The sequence below is a fragment of the Brevibacillus formosus genome (genome assembly GCF_003013405.1).
GTDB classification, from domain to species: Bacteria; Bacillota; Bacilli; order Brevibacillales; family Brevibacillaceae; genus Brevibacillus; species Brevibacillus formosus.
Genome location: NZ_PXZL01000027.1, coordinates 137,726 through 157,002, shown reverse-complemented (window position 1 = coordinate 157,002; position 19,277 = coordinate 137,726). Strand labels below are relative to the sequence as shown.

Genomic DNA, 19,277 nt, shown 5'->3' with positions numbered 1-19,277 from the left:
TACGTTGTAAGAAACTTGCCTGAAGGCGTTCTGTGCAAATAAAGGGAACCAGATCGCCTTCTTCTCCGTGCAAGTCTTATTTTTGTATACCATGTCATACAAACAAAGGATGTAGATAACGATGTCAATGCCCACGATCCCCAATATAACACCGGAAATCATATTGAAACGCAATGAAGTATTAAATCTGCTTCTGACCTCCATTGCGCTCGAGGAAATCGGACTTTCTCACATTATTAATGCAGAGGGGCAAAAGATCCAAAAAATCGTGAAGGAGCAATCCCTCTCGCTCAATGATGCGCTTGCCCTAAACAACAGCGTAGAACGAATGCTGCGCAATGTCATTAAGACAGAGATGATCTTGCAATTCAGGCTGGAGGATATTATCAAGATGGAGCAGATGCATGATGATGATCATGATCATCATCATCATCACGATGACATACCTGACACCCCTGACATCCCAGACCTTCCTTGCTTCAAAGAATAACCCTTACTACTCACACTGCTTTTCATGGGAACCTAATTTTATTGAAGAGGGATGATGATGACCTTACAAGATAAAGTTCCTTCATATGATGTGCCTACGCGCGAAGAAGCTCTGAGTCATTTGCTGCAATCGATTGCCCTAGAGGAAGAAGCCTTGTCCAGATTGCTAAATGCTGAAGCTGACAAAGCCCTTGCTTTCGTTGGCAAAAATCTGGACTTCCCCAACAACCCCTCCAATGATGAGATCATTACCTTTAATCGTACAGTCATTTCGATTCTGGATTCGGTGCTGATGGCTGAGTGGCTTTTGTTAAAAAAGCTGGACGCAGCCATTCACATGTACCCTGTGGCGCTTAAATCAAATTTTGAGATGGAAGAATCCGATTTCGGGGATGAATCCGATGACATCACTATCGACTATTAACGAGGTTCTAAAGCTGACCTATTCCATCGTCCAGTTAGTCAAAGGATTGGAATCCCGCTTTCATCATGCCAAAGATTACGAGCTTATGCTGTTTGGCTACCAAATCTCAACGATGATCAATCTGCTTGTCAGACTGCACACCCACATACATAATAAGCAGATTGCTCACAGCTTCCTTGTTGAATCGCATCCCCCCCTCCATCCCACTAGTGAAATGCACACACATGTCCTTGCTGCGATAGCCCAGTTATCGGAATTGGTAAAGACATGGAGGTTTCCACATAAACAAATCGCCACCTTGATAGAAAATCATCTTCGGCAGTTACAAGCTTTTTACTCGATAGAACCGGAAGAGGCTTCTCCCTACGACGAGCCGATGCAATTGGAGCTAGAAGGAGATATTCGAGACGACGAGCCTGTACAGCTTGACGTTCCACCTGTGCCTGCCCCAACCCCTCCATTGCTCGCAAACAACGCACGCATCAACACAGCCAACAACCGGAAATCAGTACGTCCAAAACCCCCATTATTAGCACAGGCTGCCTCCGTCCCTACTCCCGATAAAAATAAAAGCAAATCCAAGCGTCCCAAGCCTGTAACAAACGTGGTAAAAGTGCGTAGTCAGAAAAAAATGCTCGCTAATCGAGTTTCTTCACCTAAAAAGCCTCCCTTTGTACCGAACTCCGTAAAGGTACGTATTGGCAATGTCACCAAGCTCATCCACATATGAACCTGAATCTAATGAAGGAGTAAGGGATATGGATCGTTTGGAATTGATCGAAGTGGCTGGCAGCAGTTATGTGGTCTCCGGTAAATACGGGATCGGTGTCTATTTGGATCGGTCCAGCAAAACCGCGGTTTGCATTGATAGCGGCCCGAATACCACTGTCATCGAGAAAGTATGCACGAGAATCAGCGATCGAGGGTATCAAATCATTGCCGTTGTTCATACACATGGTCACGCTGTTAACCACGGTGGCAATCTCTATTTGAAAAAAAGGTTCCCCAACCTTCGCATTTATGCGACACATCTGGCATCCTATATTATCGAAAATCCGCTTCTCGAGCCTTTTGTTTTCGACGCAGGTGGAGGGTCTGATACGAAGCCTGATGAAAACAAAGAGAATACACGTGCGCTCGTAACGGATTATCTTCCATCCACCGATAGTATCTTTCACGTCCATACCATTCCATTCAAAATCGTCTCCTTACCTGGACATTCGCCGGGAATGGTCGGCATTATTACCCCTGATCATGTCCTTTACTGCGGCGATGCCTTGTTTGGTGCCAAAACATTAAACAAACAGGCTCTCCTTTTTTTTAATGATCTAAAGGCTGCCAGAAGAAGCTTCAAGAAGCTCTCGATGATGAAATTGAACGCTTATGTGCTGTACCATGGCGGACCCTATAAGACAGTAACGGGTTTAATTAACAAGCATCTCACCCTTATGAAAGACACCTCCGCTTTTCTTGAAGCATGGATTCATGAGCAGCCAAGCACTCTGGAACAATTAGTCCAAAAAGTCATGAAAAAGTATGAGTTTGAAGATGACTTGCACCGCTACGGTTTGACTACTTCGATTATCCGCTCGTATTTAAAAGAACTTCAACAAGAGAACCGCATTGTCGCAAAAGTGGACAATGGTTTACTACTATTCAGTAAACCTGTGGCAACCACTTGAACAAAGGCTATATATGGGGGTGTACTATGGGTAAAAAACGTATTTTAATCGGGAGTCCCATTCAACAATTCCCGATTATTTTGGAGGAATTCCTTCAATCCGTCACAGAGCTGACTACCAAAAACGAACTGGTTCATTACATGTTCATTGACGATAACAAAGACCCATTATCCAGTACACTCTTGGTTGATTTCGAGAAGACGAACAAACGAACCGTCATCCTCAAAAACACAGACGATGACACATATGTCCGAAATGAAATGACCCATTATTGGACGGAGCGAAATATTTGGAAAGTAGCGCAGATGAAAGATACGATTATCTCCTATGCGCTCAAAGAGGGTTTCGATTACTTATTTTTGATCGACTCCGATCTCGTTTTACACCCTCACACGCTGCAACAATTGCTTCAAGCCAATAAAGATATTATCTCCAACATTTACTGGACACGCTGGCAGCCTGATTCAGTTGAGCTTCCTCAAGTTTGGCTGATGGATCAATACACGTTGACACGCGAAGGCGCGTCCGAATCAGCGGAGAACCAGAACTTTTTAGAGATGCTGCGTGAACCGGGTGTGTATGAGGTAGGAGGTCTCGGTGCATGCACGTTAATCCGTCGAAAGGTCTTGGAGGCAGGCGTCAGCTTTAAACGAATAGCGAACTTGTCATTCTGGGGAGAAGATCGGCATTTTTGCGTCCGGGCTGTAGCCATGGGCTTTTCTTTGCATGTAGATACGCATCTTCCTGGGTACCACATCTACCGTCAGTCTGATCTGGCAGGAGTGAGCGAGTATCGCAAAAAAAATGGCATGACAGCGGGGAAAGCGAATCAGATTTCAATCAGTTTATGCATAATCGTCAAAAATGAAGAAGACGCTCTGGAGCGTTGCCTCTCCACCGTTGCAGATCTCGTCGATGAAATCATTATCGTCGACACGGGGTCAACAGACCGCACGAAAGAAATTGCGTCCAACTATGGCTGCACCATTTATGATTTCGAGTGGATTGATGATTTTTCAGCTGCACGCAACTATGCTTTCAGCAAGGCAACATGTCCCTATATTTTGTGGCTGGATGCAGACGATATCCTTCTGGAGAAAGACCGTCAGCTCTTCCGCGAATTGAAGCTTACGTTGAATTACAGCATCGACAGTGTCACGATGAACTACAACCTTTCTGTGGACAGCAATGGGAATGTGGCGTACAGCATTCGCCGCAATCGCCTCGTAAAACGCGACCGTGGTTTTCGCTGGATTGGGCCCGTCCATGAGTATTTGGAAGTAAGCGGAAACGTCATCAACAGTGACATATCCATCACGCATAACAAGCAAAAGGAATACACGGACCGCAATCTGCAAATCTATCGGCGCAGGGATGCCAAAGGGGAAGAATTCTCTCCTCGGGACTTGTACTATTATGCAAATGAGCTACGCGACAATCAGTATTATGAAGAGGCCATTACTTTTTATACGAAGTTCCTGAACACCCAACAAGGCTGGGTAGAGGACAACATTAACGCTTGTTTGAAGTTGGCCAGTTGCTATTCCCACCTCTATGAGAGACAAAATGTTCTGTCGTCGCTATATCGTACGTTCAACTACGATCGCCCACGGGCGGAGGCATGCTGCCAGATCGGAGCCTTTCACGTCGAAGATAAAAACTGGCCGCTGGCGATTTTTTGGTATGATCTCGCAACAAAATTGGAGCGACCTGCTGAAAAGCTCGCACACATCGACCACGTTTCTTGGACGTGGCTACCTCATTTGCAACTCTGCCTGTGCTATTCCCAAATGGGGGATAACGAGAAATCACGTCACCACAATGATATTGCCTACTTATACAACCCAACCCACCCTAGCATTCTCTACAACAAAAGGTATTTTGAGTCTCTGACCTGACTCCCCTCGTGATCATGAAAAAGTTACCCACCCTGTGGGTGAATGTACAAATGCCATAAGCAATGGTGGTCTATTTTTTGATGAGCACGGTGCTTGCCAGTTAACACAAAAGTCAATCTGAAAATCAGATTGGCTTTTTTTCGTTTCTATACAGCCAGGCACGTGCACAGATAAAGCCTCATAGCATAGTAATGAGTTTTTGAATGTAACAGGAAGGATGAATGCCATGTCTCAAGCCAATATTCCCAATATTACTCCCGCCATTACTGTAACGAGAGACGATGCTATCAATCTCCTCCTTACCTCCATCGCCATCGAAGAGCTCAGCCTCGGGCATATTATTCATGCAGAAGCAGAAAAATTGCAATATGCCATTGGTACGCTACCAGGCTTGACTGTTCCTGCTTCGATAAGCGATCTCCTTCTGGTGAATGCAAGCGTTCGCCAAACCTTGCAAGACGTTGCGAGAAAAGAAATGCTCTTGCAATCGAAACTGGACAACATCCTGTCTGTTCCATCCAGCAGTACAGGTGGCATAACGGGGGCTACAGGGTCGACTGGCGTTGGTACTACTGGAGCTACGGGCGCGACAGGGGCCACGGGCGTTGGTATTACTGGAGCTACGGGCGCGACAGGAGCGACAGGAGCCACGGGGATTACTGGAGCGACCGGTGCCACCGGAGAAACTGGCGCTACCGGGGCAACTGGCGCGACTGGGCCTGCTTTCACCACTGAAAACTTCTCAGCCTACTTATCAGCTGTAACCCTCAGCGATTCTTCTCAATTAGTTAACTGGTCAACAGCGAGCCCCTACTATGACAGTCCAAGTTTCAACCCGCTAACTGGCACTTATACAGTACCAGCGACTGGAACTTACGCCATCAAAGCAACCATTAACTATCAAACAAGCGAAGCCATTGCCGGTAGTTTAGGCCCAGAAATCACCCCTGCATTTGAAGTACAGAGAATTACCCCTACTGCAACAAGTCTCATTATCGGTGATTTCCCTGTTCTCAACGTTAACATTGAGCTCGTACTCACATTAAGAGCCATTCTGGGAGCAGGGACCATCACACTCGCAGGTGACGTTCAACTCAATGCAGGTGATACTATCGGTTTGTTCTATGTTGCCAATGGATTGACCACCAACCTCGACTTAGGCGGTGGCGGCGAGGGCATTGTCTGGTCCATTCATCGTCTCACCTAACAAGACCTTGCCTTTACGAAAAAAGCTGACTGCAATCTACCATGCAGTCAGCTTTTTCTGTCCGTTACATTCCCAGCTTACACCTTTTTCACAAATTCCGATTTCAATTTCATTGGACCAAAACCATCGATTTTGCAATCGATATCATGGTCTCCCTCAACCAAACGGATATTTTTTACCTTCGTTCCAATTTTCACAACCAATGAAGTCCCTTTAACCTTGAGGTCTTTAATGACGGTTACGGTGTCGCCATCATTCAAGACATTTCCATTCGCATCCTTGATGACCTTGTTATCTTCACTGTTGTCGCTATCTGCTTGCAACGTCCACTCATGGCTGCATTCCGGGCATACCAAGGAGCTTCCATCTTCGTACGTGTATTCTGAATGACATTTTGGGCAATTTGGCAATTGACTCATCTTTATATAACCTCCATTCGATACTGTCCATTCTATCATAACTAGCCTGAAAATCTGGCCACCTAACCAGTCAGCCCTTCATCCCGTGCTTTTTTAACGGCCTCTTCGCGATTCTTCACTCCCAGTTTTGCATAAATCACTGTGGTGCAATTGCGCACCGTTCCTTCAGAAAGAAAGATTTTCTCCGCGATTGTTTTCATCCGAAGCCCCTCTACTAACGAGGCAAGTATGCCTCTTTCCCGTTCCGTCAACCCATAAGGACACTCGCGTCCCTGCTTTTGGCGAAGTCCATTCAGCTCTTCTTGCTGCAAGCGCATTTCTTTGAAAAGGACATCCGCAATCTTATGGTTAATCAACGCTTCACCCTGATGAACAACTCGTATCGCCTCTACCAGCTCGACCGGACTAACCGATTTTAACAAGTAGCCATTCGCACCTCTCCCTAGCGTTTCTGCCGCAAGGGCTGTTTCTTCGAAGGTCGTCAACATAATGACACGCATATCCGGCCACCGCTCACGTATCGCTTGTAGTGTCTTCGCCCCGTCCATGACAGGCATTTGAACGTCCAAAAGTACGACGTCGGGCTTTTCTTTTGGAATAATGTCCAGTGCCATCAAACCGTTCTCTGCGACCCCGACCACCTGCAAATCTTGCTGATTCTGTAAAACGAGTTGCAAGCTTTCCCTCACAAAAGGCTGATCATCGACGATCAGGATACGTATGCCTGCATTTGGTATAGCCTGCATAGCTAGCAGACTACAAATGACCGTCACACCTCCTTCGTCCATACAATGGATCGATAATCGTCCCTGAAGTGCTTCCAGCCTTTCCTTCATCGATTGCAAACCAAATCCGAATTCGATCGTCCCGTTTCCTTCCCCATTATCTTCGACCTGTAACCGGATCTGGGATTCTTCAAAGTAAAGCCCCACTTGAATTTGTGATGCTTTTCCGTGTCGAACAGCATTGGTGAGTGTTTCTTGTAAGCAGCGGTACAAAGTCAGCTTTATGGAACGGCTCAACGCATACTCAGTGCCGTACATGCGCAGCTTGACGGCCACCCCTGTAGCCACTTGAAATTGCCCGATCAATTCAGCGAAAGCGGACTCCATAGTCGTAGCAGATTCATAGCCATTCTGAGCCCACTTGCGAAAAATCCCTCTGGACTCGTCCAAACCTTGTCGGGCCATCTGCAAAAGCATATCCAGCCGACTAACCTCCGCATCTGGTATTTTAGACCGAAGCATCTCCATACCCATAATGAGCGATGTCATCGTGTGCCCGATCGTGTCATGCAGCTCTCTGGACATTTTGTTCCGTTCTTCCAGCAGCGTGATTTCCTCCACCTGTGAAGCGTATTGCTCCAATATGTGGTTCTGGTTTTGAATAATCAGGCTCTGCTTGTGCATACGGCTAAGCAACTGAAAGGCAAAACCAAGCGCATATGCCGCGAAATGGTACACAATTAGATCGCTTACGACTATAGGCTCGAAATCAAACCCAATTGCTTCGCCTACAAGAAACGGAATCGCCAAAATCGCCAATGGTCCCGTCCAGCGATAAGATCGTTCCACACTGTGATATCCGATGAGAAAAGCGATAGGGATAAACTGCCATCTTACTCCTTCAAAAAAGAAGTTCAAGGCAATGCACAAGCCTCCACTCAAAATAATTTCAGCGAACAAATATAGGTTGCGAGAGTATCGACGCAAACAGCCGGGGACGACAAGCACCAAGAACGAAACAATCAATGTCATCAGGAGCGGATAAGGCAATTGATCTTGATAGCGAACAAGGCCGAGAATAATCGTCAATCCCCACATAAAGTGGATGGTGAAGATCATCCAGTCGACCCATAACCATCGTTTAACAAACGCAAGCAATTGGCACACCTCATCTACACCCAAAATTTCTCTCCATTATATTATCAGATGACGAAAAGCTACTATCACGATAAACAATGACATTCCGTTACTTCTCACCGTGACACTTATCGCCCTATACTCATCCCTATCGCTGGCCTTACAACAATTGACTGACGCAAAACGCGAAAGGTGATGAAACATGACATTATTTGCTCTACGAAAATGGTTTGCCGTTCCGCTCTTATCCTGCCTCATGCTGATACAGCCCCTATTAGTGATCCATGCTCGCTCGCCGCTTACTGCTCCTTCCATCGAACAAGTAGTTGATCCCCTCATGAAAAACGAAATGAACAACTTGCATATCCCCGGCGCAGCCATTGTCATTACCCAGGGAGATCGCATCCTTTTTAAAAAAGGCTATGGCTTTGCCGACGTCGAACAGCAAATCCCCGTTGATCCTGAGCGTACGGTGTTTCGAATCGGTTCCGTGACCAAGTCGCTTACTGCTACTGCAGCGATGCAGCTCGTGGAAAAAGGCAAGCTTTCCTTACACGAAGATTTGAATACCGTCCTAAAAGACTACAAAATTACCAATAATCGTTACGGCCCGATTACACTCCACCACCTGCTCACACATACAGCCGGTATAGATGAAAAAATTTATAAAAGAGACAACCGCCAGAGTGTGATACCGGAATTCTCGACTGAAACCGTAAAAGAAACGCTTCAGATGCAGGAGACGATTTTCACGCCAGGCAGCAAATTTCAATACAGTAATGCGGGCACCGGATTGTTAGGAAGTGTAATCGAACAAGCTTCCAGTCAATCTTTGCATGACTATATGCGGGAGTATATCTTCCGTCCGCTAGGTATGGATTCCGCCGAGTTGTATCTTCCACAGGACAGGAGCAATCTGGCTAAAAGTTATTATTACGACGGAAACGGCTATCAAACGATTCCGTACTCAGGGATTATTTTCCCAGGGAGTGGTGCCGCTAATATGACGCCTGTCGACTTCGCCCCCTATATGATCGCCCATCTTTCTGACGGCAGCTATAACGGCACATCTCTGCTCAAACCAGAAACTGTCCAGCTCATGCATGCCCAGCAATTCGCGGTCCATAAACGCATGCATGGGATCGGCTACGGCTTTTTTAAAGGAGAGACGAAAAACGGCATTCCTACCCTATGGGCAAACGGTGGGATTGATGGCTTTATCTCGAAAATGGTGCTGATTCCTTCAGAATCAATCGGCATCTTTGTTGCGGTGAACGCTACACATCCGGGCTTGGAGCTGCATAGCAAGGTCGTGAATGCGTTTACTGACAAGCTACTGACAGAGCAAGTCCACAAGCCCCTAACTCCTGTTGATGGCACCATAGACGAAATGAAAAAGCTGGAAGGTCAATATCTGCTTACCTTGACGCCTGAGAATGGCTGGGGTAAAGGGCTTCGACTGCTCAGCAGCTATCCTTACACCGTGAAGGCATTGGATGGGCAGACGATATCCGTGACTGGTATGTTCCAGAATGAAGGACAGCAATCCCTTGAGAAAAAGTTTGTACAGGTGGACGATCATTTCTTTCAAGAGATCGACGGTGAGGAACAGCTATATTTTCACGAGGAACAAGGGAACTTTTATATGACAGGACCGATGAACTTTTCTCTCCCTCGTATCTCCTTCATCGAAAGTCCGCCTGTTCTCCTGGCTCTGTATGTGATTCCCGGAATCGTGTTCATCCTTCTTTCGCTCGTCTGGATCGCTCGTTTCGGGCTACGCAAATGGTGCAAACAATCGCACGCTATTTCGAAGATCGTTCCGATTATGGCTCTGCTTCATAGCATGTTTTTTATCATCCAATTCACCTATGCAAACGCAGGGCTTGTCTATGGCTACCCGGCCTTCTACCAATTCGTTGTCGCATCCCTGCCGATTGTTTCGTTGGCCGCCGCCGTTTATTTGCTATTTCGAATCGGAACAGCCAAGGAGCGCGATCGCTGGAAGGTAGCGAATAGCGCAGCAGCCGTACTCTCCATCCTGTATACTAGCTATTTATTTTACTGGAACTTTCTTTCGATTCATTATTCATAAGACTCCGAGGCAGCAGCTGAGCTTTACAGTTGCGGCCTTTTTTTTAGCATAATGTTTGATCCAAGGAACTACGATTAAACTAAGCCGCATAAGGAGGAACGAACCATGAGTACTTCAAGCTTAAAAATCGGGATTATCCTGGGCAGCTCTCGCCCAGGCCGAGTCAGTCCCCAAGTAGGTGCGTGGCTCAAAGGAGTTGCCGATCAACGAGGAGATGCAGCGTATGAAATCGTTGATATTGCGGACTTTCACTTACCGTTCTTTGGTGATCCGAGTGGTGAGCAACAAGTAGCCGCATGGGCGGCAAAGCTATCCAGCCTGGATGGATTCGTATTCATTACCGCCGAATACAACCACAGCATCACTGGGGTATTAAAAAACGCACTCGACCTCGCCCGCAAGGAATGGTACAACAAAGCGGCTGGCATCGTCAGCTATGGCTCATCAGGCGGGACTCGTGCAGCAGAGCACTTACGTGGAATCCTGGGTGAATTGCAGGTTGCCGATGTTCGTACACAACCGGCCTTCAATCTATTTACTGATTTTGAAAATTACACAGTCTTTAAACCATCCGAATTGCACATCCCACATGTAAACGACATGTTAAATCAAGTGATCAGTTGGTCAACGGCATTAAAATCGGTTCGAGACTAATAGAAAAATGACTAGCAGCGATATCTGCTAGTCATTTCTTTTTTCGTTCCTCACTCATATCTCAGCGCGTCAATCGGATTCCTTGTGAGCCGGGCAGAGAATACCTTTCTTCCTTTGCAGGTTCCACCCTGGCACATCACCCGATCAGGATTTTTTAAAGTGAGGTGTTCTTTTTGTAAGGTAAGCGCACTTCAAAAATCGTCCGGATCAAATTGCTCTCGGCAGAAATCGTCCCTTCGTGGCGCTCGACGATATTTTTGGCGATAAATAGCCCAAGACCTGTGCTCCCGTTTTGATGACTTCGGGCCTTGTCACCCGTGTAAAACATCTCGAAAAGATGCGGCAGATCCTCTGGGGGAATCTCGTAGCCATAATTGATAATCTGCACAACGACCTCGTCACCCGCAAGAAAACCGTTAATATCAACAAACTGACCATCTTGCCCGTAACGGATGGCATTGGTCATGATGTTCTCGAAAACGCGTGCCAAGAGCTCGCCATCTCCGCAAACCGTCAATCGTGATGCTACATTCATTCTGGTTTCCAACTGATTTTTTTCCAGGGAAGGATAGAGCTCCTCATTTAACTGCATGAGTAATTCACTCAGGTCAATCAAGTTCTGTTGGATGGTGAGCATGCCGTAGTTCATTCTCGTAATCTCGAAGAGCTCATCGATCAGCTTTTCCAAACGCTGCGACTTGGTAAAAGCAATATTCGTGTAATGTCGGGCTTGTTCCACCGTTAACTGCTCGTCCCGCAAAATGATGTCCAAATACCCTAAAACAGAAGTCAGCGGCGTCCGCAGGTCATGCGCCAGGTTTAAAACCAACTGATCCTTGCTGCTTTCGGCAAAATCTCCTCTTTGTACAGCTTCCTGCAATTTTTCACCCGCCAGGTTGATGTCCTTGGCAATATCTCCGAACTCATCGTTCGACGGTATTTGAACATGATGGGTAAAGTCGCCGTTTGCAAGATGATGAATTCCTCTGGAAATCTCCTGAAAGTAGACGGCATACCGTTTGGTTAACAAGAAGAAAAACAGTATGGCTAGTGGAACAAAAATAATCAGAAAGAAGTAAATGTCCCCTATTTCTCGCATAAAATAGCGAATCGGTGTTAACAAGCTTTCAAACCTTACCTGTGTTCGGTAGTAAAGCTGTAGCGCTTTAAAGATCACATAGGTAACCGCACCAGATAAAAGCAGACTTAGGCCCAGTAGCTTGACCATTTGGAACCGAAAGCTTCGTATCATGTTATCCATGGAATGAATACCCGACGCCCCAGACCGTTTTGATCCACTTGTTCTTGGTTTTTTCTTCTCCCAGCTTCTTTCGCAAGGTGCGAATGTGCACCATAACTGTATTGCTGCCTTCAAAGTACGCTTCGCCCCATACCTGCTGGAAAATATTATCCGCACTAAACACCTTCTTTGGATAGCGGGCCAGCAGGTAGAGAATATCAAACTCTTTCGGCGTTAACTCAATCGTTTCTCCGTACAGGCTCACCGTTCGCTGCTCTGGAGAAATGACAAGTCCACCTGACTCTAAGACCTTGTTACTCGGCACTTCTACTGCTGGCTGATTCAGCTGTTTAAAGCGCCGCAGCTGGGCGTTCACACGGGCAACCAATTCCATTGGATTGAATGGCTTGGTCATATAATCATCTGCGCCCATCACCAATCCCGAGATTTTATCCAGATCAGACGTCTTGGCACTCAAAAAGATAATCGGCATATTGTGCTGTTCGCGAATGAGCCGGGTGAGCTCATAGCCATCCAGCCCAGGCATCATAATATCGAGAATCGCCAAATCGATCGAATGGGTCTGTACAGCTTGGAGTGCTTCCTTTCCATCCGCTGCGATAATTGTATGGTAACCTTCTTTTTTCACATGCAAGGCAACGAGCTCAGCAATCTCCGCTTCATCGTCGGCGATCAATATGGTGACATGCTTCATCGTTTTCCCCATCCCTTATATACATTTCCTACCATTATAGCAGGTATGAAATCACTTTTCTGTTATCGCACCTAGAGCTTGATCATACAATTATGGATAATAATTACTTTCAGTTTGTTTTGACTTTGCAGACTTTTCTATATTACTATATTCATGTCCATATCATATCTATCATAAATATACTTGGGGGTAATTTATGAAAAAACTAATGTTTGCTGTTGTTTCTAGTTTGTTGGCACTCACAGTAAGTGCATGTGGCACTGGCACAGATCAGGCTGCCTCGACTTCTGGTCAATCCGGTGCAAAAAAGTACGTTTTTGGTACAGATGCAACATACCCGCCCTTTGAATTTGAAAAAGACGGAAAATACGTGGGAATTGACATCGACCTGATCAATGCGATCGCCAAAGAAGAAGGCTTTGAGGTAGAAATTAAGCCGATGGACTTCAAAGGAATCATTCCTGCCGTTCAAGCGAAGCAATTAGACGGTGCTATTGCAGGGATCAGCATCACGGATAAGCGCAAAGAAATTTTAGATTTCTCTGAACCATACTATCAAGCGGGTCTTTCCCTGGTCGTACGTGAGGACAACACAACGATCAATGGAGAGGCAGATTTGGCTGGCAAAACAATTGCTATCAAAAAAGGCACGACTGGCGCGACCTTTGCTGATGAGCTCGGGAAAAAGTACGGAGCTACTGTCAAATACTTCGATGATAGCCCTTCCATGTTCCAAGAGGTTCAAAACGGCAACGCTGATGTGACTATCGAGGACTATCCGGTTATCTCTTATAAAATTGCGGTAGACCCTGCTTCCAAGCTAAAAATTGTAGGCGATCGTCTCAATGGTGACCACTACGGCATCGCGGTTTTAAAAGGGAACAAAGAGCTTCAGGACAAACTCAACTCCGGTCTGAAAAAGCTGAAAGAGAACGGGAAATACGACGAAATTATCAACACATACTTGAGCACGAAAAAGTAAAAGGCGCAAGACGCGCCTTTTTTTCACCTTAGAAAGAATGGAGTTGTCCAAATGAGCAGTAGTTGGGATGTCATTGTCGACGCACTTCCTGTCTTGGCCCAAGGCTCTGTGGTCACGTTAAAAATAACGGTCATTTCCCTGTTTTTCGCTCTCTTAATCGGATTGCTTTTTGGCTTAATGAGCACCAGCCGCTCCAAAATACTCCGCGGCATTGCAACCGCTTACGTTGACTTTCTCCGCGGCACACCGCTGTTGGTTCAAATCTTCTTTATTTATTTTGGATTGCCTCCTGTCCTTGATATCAAAATTCCGGAGACAACCGCAGGTATTCTTGCGCTCAGCCTCAATGCCGGAGCGTACCTGGCTGAAATTTTCCGCGGAGGGATTCTCTCCATCGATAAAGGACAGATGGAAGCTGCTCGTTCCCTGGGGCTCACGCACGGAAAAGCCATGCGCCTGGTTATCTTGCCACAGGCTGTTCGCCGCATGATCCCGGCATTTGTCAACCAATTCATCGTGACGCTAAAAGACACCTCACTCTTAACGGTCATTGGTATCCGTGAACTGATGAACAGTGGTGAGATTATCATTTCTAGCAACTTTCGCTCATTCGAAATCTGGGCTGTAGTAGCGGTCTTCTACTTCCTGATGATTTACATCCTCAGTCTGCTATCCCGTTCCCTTGAGAGGAGGTTCGCGAAATGATTCATGTAGAGAATTTGAAAAAGAGCTTTGGCTCGTTGGAAGTTTTAAAAGACATCTCGACTACCATTGAAGAGCGCGAAGTTGTCTGTGTCATTGGTCCCTCCGGCTCGGGAAAAAGTACGTTTCTGCGCTGTTTGAACCAGTTGGAAGAGGTGACATCTGGCAAAATCACCATTGAGGGCATGGAGGTTACCTCCCCCAAAGTGGACATTAACAAGCTGCGGGAGCGTGTCGGGATGGTGTTTCAGCGGTTCAATCTCTTCCCGCATCTCACTGTTTTGGAAAACATCATGCTCGCGCCCAAGCACGTCAAACATTCAGAGCGCCAGCAAAATGAACAAAAGGCGCTGCAACTCCTCAAAAAAGTAGATTTGGCGGACAAGCGAGACGTGTATCCAGATCGGCTGTCAGGCGGTCAACAGCAGCGCGTTGCCATTACCCGTGCGCTCGCGATGGACCCTCATATTATGTTGTTCGATGAACCTACCTCTGCACTCGACCCGGAAATGGTCGGAGAGGTTCTTCAGGTGATGAAGGATTTGGCCAAAGAAGGAATGACGATGGTCGTGGTTACACATGAGATGGGCTTTGCCCGTGAAGTAGCTGATCGCGTGATTTTCATGGATGGCGGTTACATCGTCGAAGAAGGCACACCTGCCGAGATTTTTGACAATCCCCAGCATGAGAGAACCAAGGCATTTCTCAGTAAAGTGCTGTAGACAAGCAACGGGCATGATGCGATTTTTCATCCATCATGCCCACTTGTTTTTTCCTATAAAACTCCTCTACACATACTCATGCGCTAGCATCAAAAACACGCTGGACGTCCACGTAAAGGCTCGGTCCCTCAGTCCATCACCTGTCAGCGCATCGAAGTTTTCCGCCATGCCACTGCGTGCTGCCATTCGGCAAAAACGCCTGGCAATCTCCCGTGAGAACTCGACTTCACCTGCTCGCCGCAATCCGTCGACCAAGAGCATCGTCACCGGCGCCCAGATCGGGCCTAGCCAGTAGCCATCAGCACGGTAGAAGGAGCTGGTTGGACTCTCCGTAGCCAGTCCATTCTCGGTCAAAAATCGCTCCTGCAAGTCCGCAATCAGCTTGGCCCGGATGTCCTGCGGCAGCTTTTCGCCAAGCACGAGAGGCATATAACGAATCAAGCTGTCCCCTCGGGTAGGCTGGTCGCTGCCGGAGTGGGTCGCGAAGAAGTTTTCGCCATTCCAATGCTTCTCCAGCAGTCGTTGCAGTGTCATTTCGGCCTTTTCCTGCCACCTCGCTGCCTCTTCGGGACGGCCCAGCCTCTTGTCCAAATCCGCCAGCACATCCATTTGCAGAATCAAGTAAGCAGGCAAATCCGGGCTTTCAATCGGCGCCCCATCGAAGAAAATCGTGCTGTTGTCCCAACCGCAGTCATAGCCGTGATTGTACTGCGGAATCCCGTCCTGATCATCATCGCGGTAACGGAACCACCATTCGGTCCAGCGACAAAGCGGCTCGTACACCTCTTCCAGCATCTCGTTTGTAATCGCGTCGTTCCGATCCAGCATCCAGCGCAGCGTCCAGCCGTGAATCGGAGGCTTGCAGCAATTCCACAGCGCATACCGATCATTGATAAAATCAGGGAAAACGCCACTCTCATCCTGCCTGTCGATAAAAATCATGAGCTGATCCCACGCCAGCGGCAAGTTTGCTCGTGTCAGTGCCATCGCATTGAAGCAATGATCCCAGCTCCAGATATTTGTCATCCAGTTTTTGGACATGTACATGGCGGACCGTGGCAGATAGCCTTCAGGTCTCACCACACAAGACCAGGTGATGTACGCCGCGAGTTCTCGTGCCTCATTCAAGCCTTCGCGATGCTCCTCAGATACAGAGAGTGTCCGTTCCAGCCACTCGTCGTACTCGTTTTTTACCTGTGCCCATCCATCTGCAAAGGCAGGGTAGCTGCGTTCCTTCCATACCGTGTGAAACTCCTCTAATACGCCTTCCAGTACACCAGTTTCTTCGTCGGGAAGAAAGGTTGCACTCACTTGCTGTTCCCGCGATGCCTTCGTAGGGTTGACCACCAGCGCTCCAGCAAGCGGAGTCACTCGCAAGCGAATTTCTGTAGAAAAGTGATTGATTTCCCAGCATCCGGCTCCTGCTTGAATCGCATAATCTGCTGCCGTCGATTCGAGCACCAGACGCAAACCAACGCCTTGACCACGTACCTGCACCAGCTGCGGCTCGCTCATGCACAGCTTCACTTCGCCTTTATCCCCGTAAAGACGCAGCAAGGTTGGCGTCGCCTCCGTCTCAAATGGAACCGCCACACCATCGGCTACCATTTCTATTCGAAAAATCGCGCCATCGTGGTTGTCTCCTCCACGAATATTGCGCAAATAAAGTCCTTCTTTTCGCTTGGCGTTACCCAAACGCGAGAGTACGAGATACGACCCGTATCGGCTAAAAGGAACCATTCCTAATTCAAACTGCATACGTCTCACCTCGAGGTTGCTTGGTTGATCGTTTACGATCGCGCTTTTCCAACAGACGGCTCATTCTGGCATTCATCCACCAGACAGGCAGGCTCGCTCCCAACAAGATCGGCAAAACGGGAATCGCCAGCAAGAGAATCAAGAGAAGGAGCAAGCCTCCCATCGTAACGAGCGAATGCAACGGAAAGGCCGCGACTAGCCAAAACGACTGCTTGAGCGTCCGCTTCACATCTGCATCCTCCCGAACGAGAAGGGAAAAAGCGTGGCAAGAGGTGGCCGCATGCAAGAATCCGATCCCCGCAAAAACGGCTGCGATCGAGAGCCCCCACAGGGTACCCATGCGAAGGAAAAACACCACATCGCCCCACAGGATTGACCCCGTTAGCACCGTCCCTGCCCCAAGCCATTGGCTCCTCCAGAAGTAGTGAAGAAAAGCATGCCAGAAGGCGGACAAAAGCCCACGGTCATTCCATTTGCCGCTAAGTACGTCGCACAGAGCAGCTGTCGCTGGGAAAACTCCAAAGACGATGCCTCCCAAGAGCGTGCACACCACCCACATAAGATGTGCCGCCGCCATCCGCAGCAATCGCTCACCAAATTGATGAAATGACCATGCCCAGCCTTCCCACTTCGCCCGATTCCCCACTGTGGCTCCCTCCTTACTTGATAGACTCCTACTTAATAGCAACGCCGGCTGAATTGTCTACGATATATCGTTGTGCGAGGAAAAAGAGGAGTAACGGCGGAAGCGAGATCAGGAACGTTACCGCCATCAGTCCGGTAGCCTCTACTTCATACATCCCTTTAAATTGCGCCAGTCCCAGCGTCAGCGTGTACTGACTTTGGTCATTCAAGAAAATGAGTGGACCCAAATAATCGTTCCATGTACCCAAGATGTTGAATACACTCACCAAAATCAGAGCAGGCATCATCAACGGCATAATAATCCGTGCGTAAATCTGAAACGAACCCGCACCATCAATACGCGCCGCTTCATCCAGCTCACGAGGAATGGTCAAAATAAACTGTCGCATGAGGAAAATATAAAACGCTGATCCAAAGAACGAAGGCACAATCAACGGCTTGAGCGTGTTGATCCAGCCCAGATAATTGAACTCCATGTACAGCGGAATCATCGTCACTTCCCACGGAATCATCATCGTCGCCAGAACGACCATGAACAGAAAATCTCTCCCTTTAAACGTAAACCGGGCAAAGCCGTACGCGACCAGCGAAGACGATATCAACTGGCCAATCGTGGTCAGGATCGTCACCGTCAACGAGTTTTCCAAATACAGATGAAACGGCTGCGACATCCACGCATTCCCGAAGTTCTCCCAATGCAGCACATCCGGAATCCATTTGGGTGGATATTGCAAAATCTCATCGTCCGACTTGAGCGCAGTAGAGATCATCCAGTAAAACGGTGCGAGAAACAGGAAAGAGAAAAAGATCAGGCTCGCATAAGCGATCGTCTTGCGTATCAAGCTTCTTCCCCTCCCCTGCGGTTGTCGCCCTCGTAGTACACCCATTTGCCGGACGTTTTAAATACGAGGAAGGTCAATACCAAAATGATCACGAACATAAACCAGGAGTTCGCCGAAGCATATCCCATCTTGAAGTATTTGAAGGCGTTGTCATACGCGTACATGGCATAGAAATACGTAGACTGCAACGGTCCGCCTCCTGTGAGCAAGAGTGCCAGACTCAGCTGCTGGAACGCACTAATGATCGTCATAATCAGGTTGAACAAAATCGTTGGGCTCACCATCGGCAGTGTAATGCGGAAAAACTTTTGCACCGCCCCCGCCCCATCAATCGAAGCTGCTTCATACAAGCTCTCCGGGATACTTTTGAGCCCTGCCAGGAAAATCAGTACCATGGAGCCCTGCCCCCACAAACTGGCGATTACCATGGCAACGAGTGCCCACGACGTATCGTTTAGCCAATCTGGACCTGTAATCCCAACCAGACTCAGCAAATAGTTGAAAATGCCGTATTCCCCGTCATATACCCACGCCCAAATCATCGCCAGCGCCACACCGGAAATCACGCTCGGCAAGTAAAACACTGTGCGGAAAAAGCCGCTGCCTTTTACCTTCTGATTCAGCATCATGGCCAAAAACAACGCGATGAACAAATTCAACGGGACAAACAACAGCGCGAATTTAATCGTGACCCAGAGCGATTGCCAAAACAATGGATCATCCGTAAACATATTGATGTAATTGTCCAAGCCGACGAACGTAACCTCACCAACGACAGGCCAATCAAAAAAGCTCATGACGAGCGAAAACAACATCGGTCCCAGCGTAAAAGCGAGAAAGCCAAGAATCCAAGGCAAGATAAAAAGATAGGGCGTAAGAAACGCCCTTCCCTTGAGTTTTTTCGGTTGAACGGTCATGGCAGGCTGTTTATGTGTCACAAC

General features: G+C 47.6%; 19 protein-coding genes. 11 read left to right on the top strand and 8 right to left on the bottom strand.

What is annotated here, in order from left to right; all coding sequences use genetic code 11:
- Positions 1 to 121: 121 nt before the first annotated feature.
- From C7R91_RS22220 to C7R91_RS29170, 6 genes are all read left to right on the top strand, one after another.
- Positions 122 to 490, top strand: a complete 369-nt coding sequence (locus C7R91_RS22220) for an alpha-helical endospore appendage domain-containing protein (protein WP_047070179.1) — start codon at positions 122 to 124, stop codon at positions 488 to 490.
- Between the two features lie 57 nt (positions 491 to 547).
- Positions 548 to 913, top strand: a complete 366-nt coding sequence (locus C7R91_RS22215) for an alpha-helical endospore appendage domain-containing protein (RefSeq protein ID WP_047070180.1) — start codon at positions 548 to 550, stop codon at positions 911 to 913.
- Positions 891 to 1,643, top strand: coding sequence for a hypothetical protein (locus C7R91_RS22210; protein ID WP_047070181.1), 753 nt, complete (start codon positions 891 to 893; stop codon positions 1,641 to 1,643). Before C7R91_RS22215 ends, C7R91_RS22210 begins: the two co-directional genes overlap by 23 nt.
- A gap of 28 nt (positions 1,644 to 1,671) precedes the next feature.
- The gene (locus C7R91_RS22205) at positions 1,672 to 2,595 is read left to right on the top strand and encodes an MBL fold metallo-hydrolase (RefSeq protein WP_047070182.1); all 924 of its coding nucleotides are present in this window, start codon (positions 1,672 to 1,674) and stop codon (positions 2,593 to 2,595) included.
- A gap of 26 nt (positions 2,596 to 2,621) precedes the next feature.
- Positions 2,622 to 4,493 carry a glycosyltransferase gene (locus C7R91_RS22200; RefSeq protein ID WP_047070183.1) on the top strand — a complete coding sequence of 624 codons (1,872 nt, stop codon included), beginning with the start codon at positions 2,622 to 2,624 and terminating at the stop codon, positions 4,491 to 4,493.
- Positions 4,494 to 4,719: 226 nt separating this feature from the next.
- Positions 4,720 to 5,700, top strand: coding sequence for an alpha-helical endospore appendage domain-containing protein (locus C7R91_RS29170; RefSeq protein WP_047070184.1), 981 nt, complete (start codon positions 4,720 to 4,722; stop codon positions 5,698 to 5,700).
- Positions 5,701 to 5,777: 77 nt separating this feature from the next.
- Here the strand turns inward: C7R91_RS29170 and C7R91_RS22190 are convergent, their stop codons facing one another.
- Together C7R91_RS22190 and C7R91_RS22185 are read right to left on the bottom strand one after the other, a co-directional pair.
- The gene (locus tag C7R91_RS22190; protein ID WP_047070185.1) at positions 5,778 to 6,119 is read right to left on the bottom strand and encodes a zinc ribbon domain-containing protein YjdM; all 342 of its coding nucleotides are present in this window, start codon (positions 6,117 to 6,119) and stop codon (positions 5,778 to 5,780) included.
- A gap of 62 nt (positions 6,120 to 6,181) precedes the next feature.
- Positions 6,182 to 8,026, bottom strand: coding sequence for a helix-turn-helix transcriptional regulator (locus tag C7R91_RS22185; protein WP_052773396.1), 1,845 nt, complete (start codon positions 8,024 to 8,026; stop codon positions 6,182 to 6,184).
- A gap of 157 nt (positions 8,027 to 8,183) precedes the next feature.
- Between C7R91_RS22185 and C7R91_RS22180 the strand changes: the two genes are divergently transcribed.
- Positions 8,184 to 10,076 (top strand): serine hydrolase domain-containing protein, encoded by a 1,893-nt coding sequence (locus tag C7R91_RS22180; protein ID WP_047070186.1) that lies wholly within the window; start codon positions 8,184 to 8,186, stop codon positions 10,074 to 10,076.
- A 105-nt stretch (positions 10,077 to 10,181) separates the two neighbouring features.
- On the top strand, positions 10,182 to 10,730 hold the full coding sequence (locus tag C7R91_RS22175; protein ID WP_047070187.1) for an NADPH-dependent FMN reductase: 549 nt from the start codon (positions 10,182 to 10,184) through the stop codon (positions 10,728 to 10,730).
- Positions 10,731 to 10,884: 154 nt separating this feature from the next.
- On the opposite strand, the gene C7R91_RS22170 is transcribed toward C7R91_RS22175, so the two are convergent.
- Together C7R91_RS22170 and C7R91_RS22165 are read right to left on the bottom strand one after the other, a co-directional pair.
- A complete protein-coding gene (locus tag C7R91_RS22170; protein WP_047070188.1) occupies positions 10,885 to 11,991 on the bottom strand; it encodes a sensor histidine kinase in 1,107 nt (368 codons plus the stop codon).
- A complete protein-coding gene (locus C7R91_RS22165; protein WP_047070346.1) occupies positions 11,984 to 12,685 on the bottom strand; it encodes a response regulator transcription factor in 702 nt (233 codons plus the stop codon). The genes C7R91_RS22170 and C7R91_RS22165 overlap by 8 nt, the downstream gene beginning before the upstream one ends.
- Before the next feature lie 196 nt (positions 12,686 to 12,881).
- Between C7R91_RS22165 and C7R91_RS22160 the strand changes: the two genes are divergently transcribed.
- From C7R91_RS22160 to C7R91_RS22150, 3 genes are read left to right on the top strand one after another with little or no spacing between them, the layout of a single operon-like run.
- Positions 12,882 to 13,667, top strand: coding sequence for a transporter substrate-binding domain-containing protein (locus tag C7R91_RS22160; protein WP_047070189.1), 786 nt, complete (start codon positions 12,882 to 12,884; stop codon positions 13,665 to 13,667).
- 51 nt (positions 13,668 to 13,718) lie between these two features.
- Positions 13,719 to 14,372, top strand: coding sequence for an amino acid ABC transporter permease (locus tag C7R91_RS22155; RefSeq protein ID WP_007720310.1), 654 nt, complete (start codon positions 13,719 to 13,721; stop codon positions 14,370 to 14,372).
- The gene (locus C7R91_RS22150; protein WP_047070190.1) at positions 14,369 to 15,091 is read left to right on the top strand and encodes an amino acid ABC transporter ATP-binding protein; all 723 of its coding nucleotides are present in this window, start codon (positions 14,369 to 14,371) and stop codon (positions 15,089 to 15,091) included. The genes C7R91_RS22155 and C7R91_RS22150 overlap by 4 nt, the downstream gene beginning before the upstream one ends.
- A gap of 66 nt (positions 15,092 to 15,157) precedes the next feature.
- Here the strand turns inward: C7R91_RS22150 and C7R91_RS22145 are convergent, their stop codons facing one another.
- The 4 genes from C7R91_RS22145 to C7R91_RS22130 are packed head-to-tail and all read right to left on the bottom strand — an operon-like array spanning position 15,158 to position 19,253.
- On the bottom strand, positions 15,158 to 16,849 hold the full coding sequence (locus tag C7R91_RS22145; RefSeq protein WP_047070191.1) for an amylo-alpha-1,6-glucosidase: 1,692 nt from the start codon (positions 16,847 to 16,849) through the stop codon (positions 15,158 to 15,160).
- Complete coding sequence (locus C7R91_RS22140; protein WP_047070192.1) at positions 16,839 to 17,495, bottom strand: YesL family protein; 657 nt, start codon at positions 17,493 to 17,495, stop codon at positions 16,839 to 16,841. The genes C7R91_RS22145 and C7R91_RS22140 overlap by 11 nt, the downstream gene beginning before the upstream one ends.
- 28 nt (positions 17,496 to 17,523) lie before the next feature.
- The gene (locus C7R91_RS22135) at positions 17,524 to 18,336 is read right to left on the bottom strand and encodes a carbohydrate ABC transporter permease (RefSeq protein WP_017246740.1); all 813 of its coding nucleotides are present in this window, start codon (positions 18,334 to 18,336) and stop codon (positions 17,524 to 17,526) included.
- On the bottom strand, positions 18,333 to 19,253 hold the full coding sequence (locus C7R91_RS22130) for a carbohydrate ABC transporter permease (protein ID WP_174769361.1): 921 nt from the start codon (positions 19,251 to 19,253) through the stop codon (positions 18,333 to 18,335). Before C7R91_RS22130 ends, C7R91_RS22135 begins: the two co-directional genes overlap by 4 nt.
- Between the last annotated feature and the right edge of the window lie 24 nt (positions 19,254 to 19,277).

What these genes read in the sequence shown, in the direction of transcription:
- C7R91_RS22205 (WP_047070182.1), top strand. Translation starts at nt 1,672, where the DNA reads ATGGATCGTTTGGAATTGATCGAAGTGGCTGGCAGCAGTTATGTGGTC.
- C7R91_RS22200 (WP_047070183.1), top strand. Translation starts at nt 2,622, where the DNA reads ATGGGTAAAAAACGTATTTTAATCGGGAGTCCCATTCAACAATTCCCG.
- C7R91_RS22155 (WP_007720310.1), top strand. Translation starts at nt 13,719, where the DNA reads ATGAGCAGTAGTTGGGATGTCATTGTCGACGCACTTCCTGTCTTGGCC.
- C7R91_RS22130 (WP_174769361.1), bottom strand. Translation starts at nt 19,253, where the DNA reads ATGACCGTTCAACCGAAAAAACTCAAGGGAAGGGCGTTTCTTACGCCC.
- C7R91_RS22210 (WP_047070181.1), top strand. Translation starts at nt 891, where the DNA reads ATGACATCACTATCGACTATTAACGAGGTTCTAAAGCTGACCTATTCC.
- C7R91_RS22180 (WP_047070186.1), top strand. Translation starts at nt 8,184, where the DNA reads ATGACATTATTTGCTCTACGAAAATGGTTTGCCGTTCCGCTCTTATCC.
- C7R91_RS22145 (WP_047070191.1), bottom strand. Translation starts at nt 16,849, where the DNA reads ATGCAGTTTGAATTAGGAATGGTTCCTTTTAGCCGATACGGGTCGTAT.
- C7R91_RS22165 (WP_047070346.1), bottom strand. Translation starts at nt 12,685, where the DNA reads ATGAAGCATGTCACCATATTGATCGCCGACGATGAAGCGGAGATTGCT.
- C7R91_RS22150 (WP_047070190.1), top strand. Translation starts at nt 14,369, where the DNA reads ATGATTCATGTAGAGAATTTGAAAAAGAGCTTTGGCTCGTTGGAAGTT.
- C7R91_RS22215 (WP_047070180.1), top strand. Translation starts at nt 548, where the DNA reads ATGACCTTACAAGATAAAGTTCCTTCATATGATGTGCCTACGCGCGAA.
- C7R91_RS22160 (WP_047070189.1), top strand. Translation starts at nt 12,882, where the DNA reads ATGAAAAAACTAATGTTTGCTGTTGTTTCTAGTTTGTTGGCACTCACA.
- C7R91_RS22190 (WP_047070185.1), bottom strand. Translation starts at nt 6,119, where the DNA reads ATGAGTCAATTGCCAAATTGCCCAAAATGTCATTCAGAATACACGTAC.
- C7R91_RS22220 (WP_047070179.1), top strand. Translation starts at nt 122, where the DNA reads ATGTCAATGCCCACGATCCCCAATATAACACCGGAAATCATATTGAAA.
- C7R91_RS22175 (WP_047070187.1), top strand. Translation starts at nt 10,182, where the DNA reads ATGAGTACTTCAAGCTTAAAAATCGGGATTATCCTGGGCAGCTCTCGC.
- C7R91_RS29170 (WP_047070184.1), top strand. Translation starts at nt 4,720, where the DNA reads ATGTCTCAAGCCAATATTCCCAATATTACTCCCGCCATTACTGTAACG.
- C7R91_RS22170 (WP_047070188.1), bottom strand. Translation starts at nt 11,991, where the DNA reads ATGGATAACATGATACGAAGCTTTCGGTTCCAAATGGTCAAGCTACTG.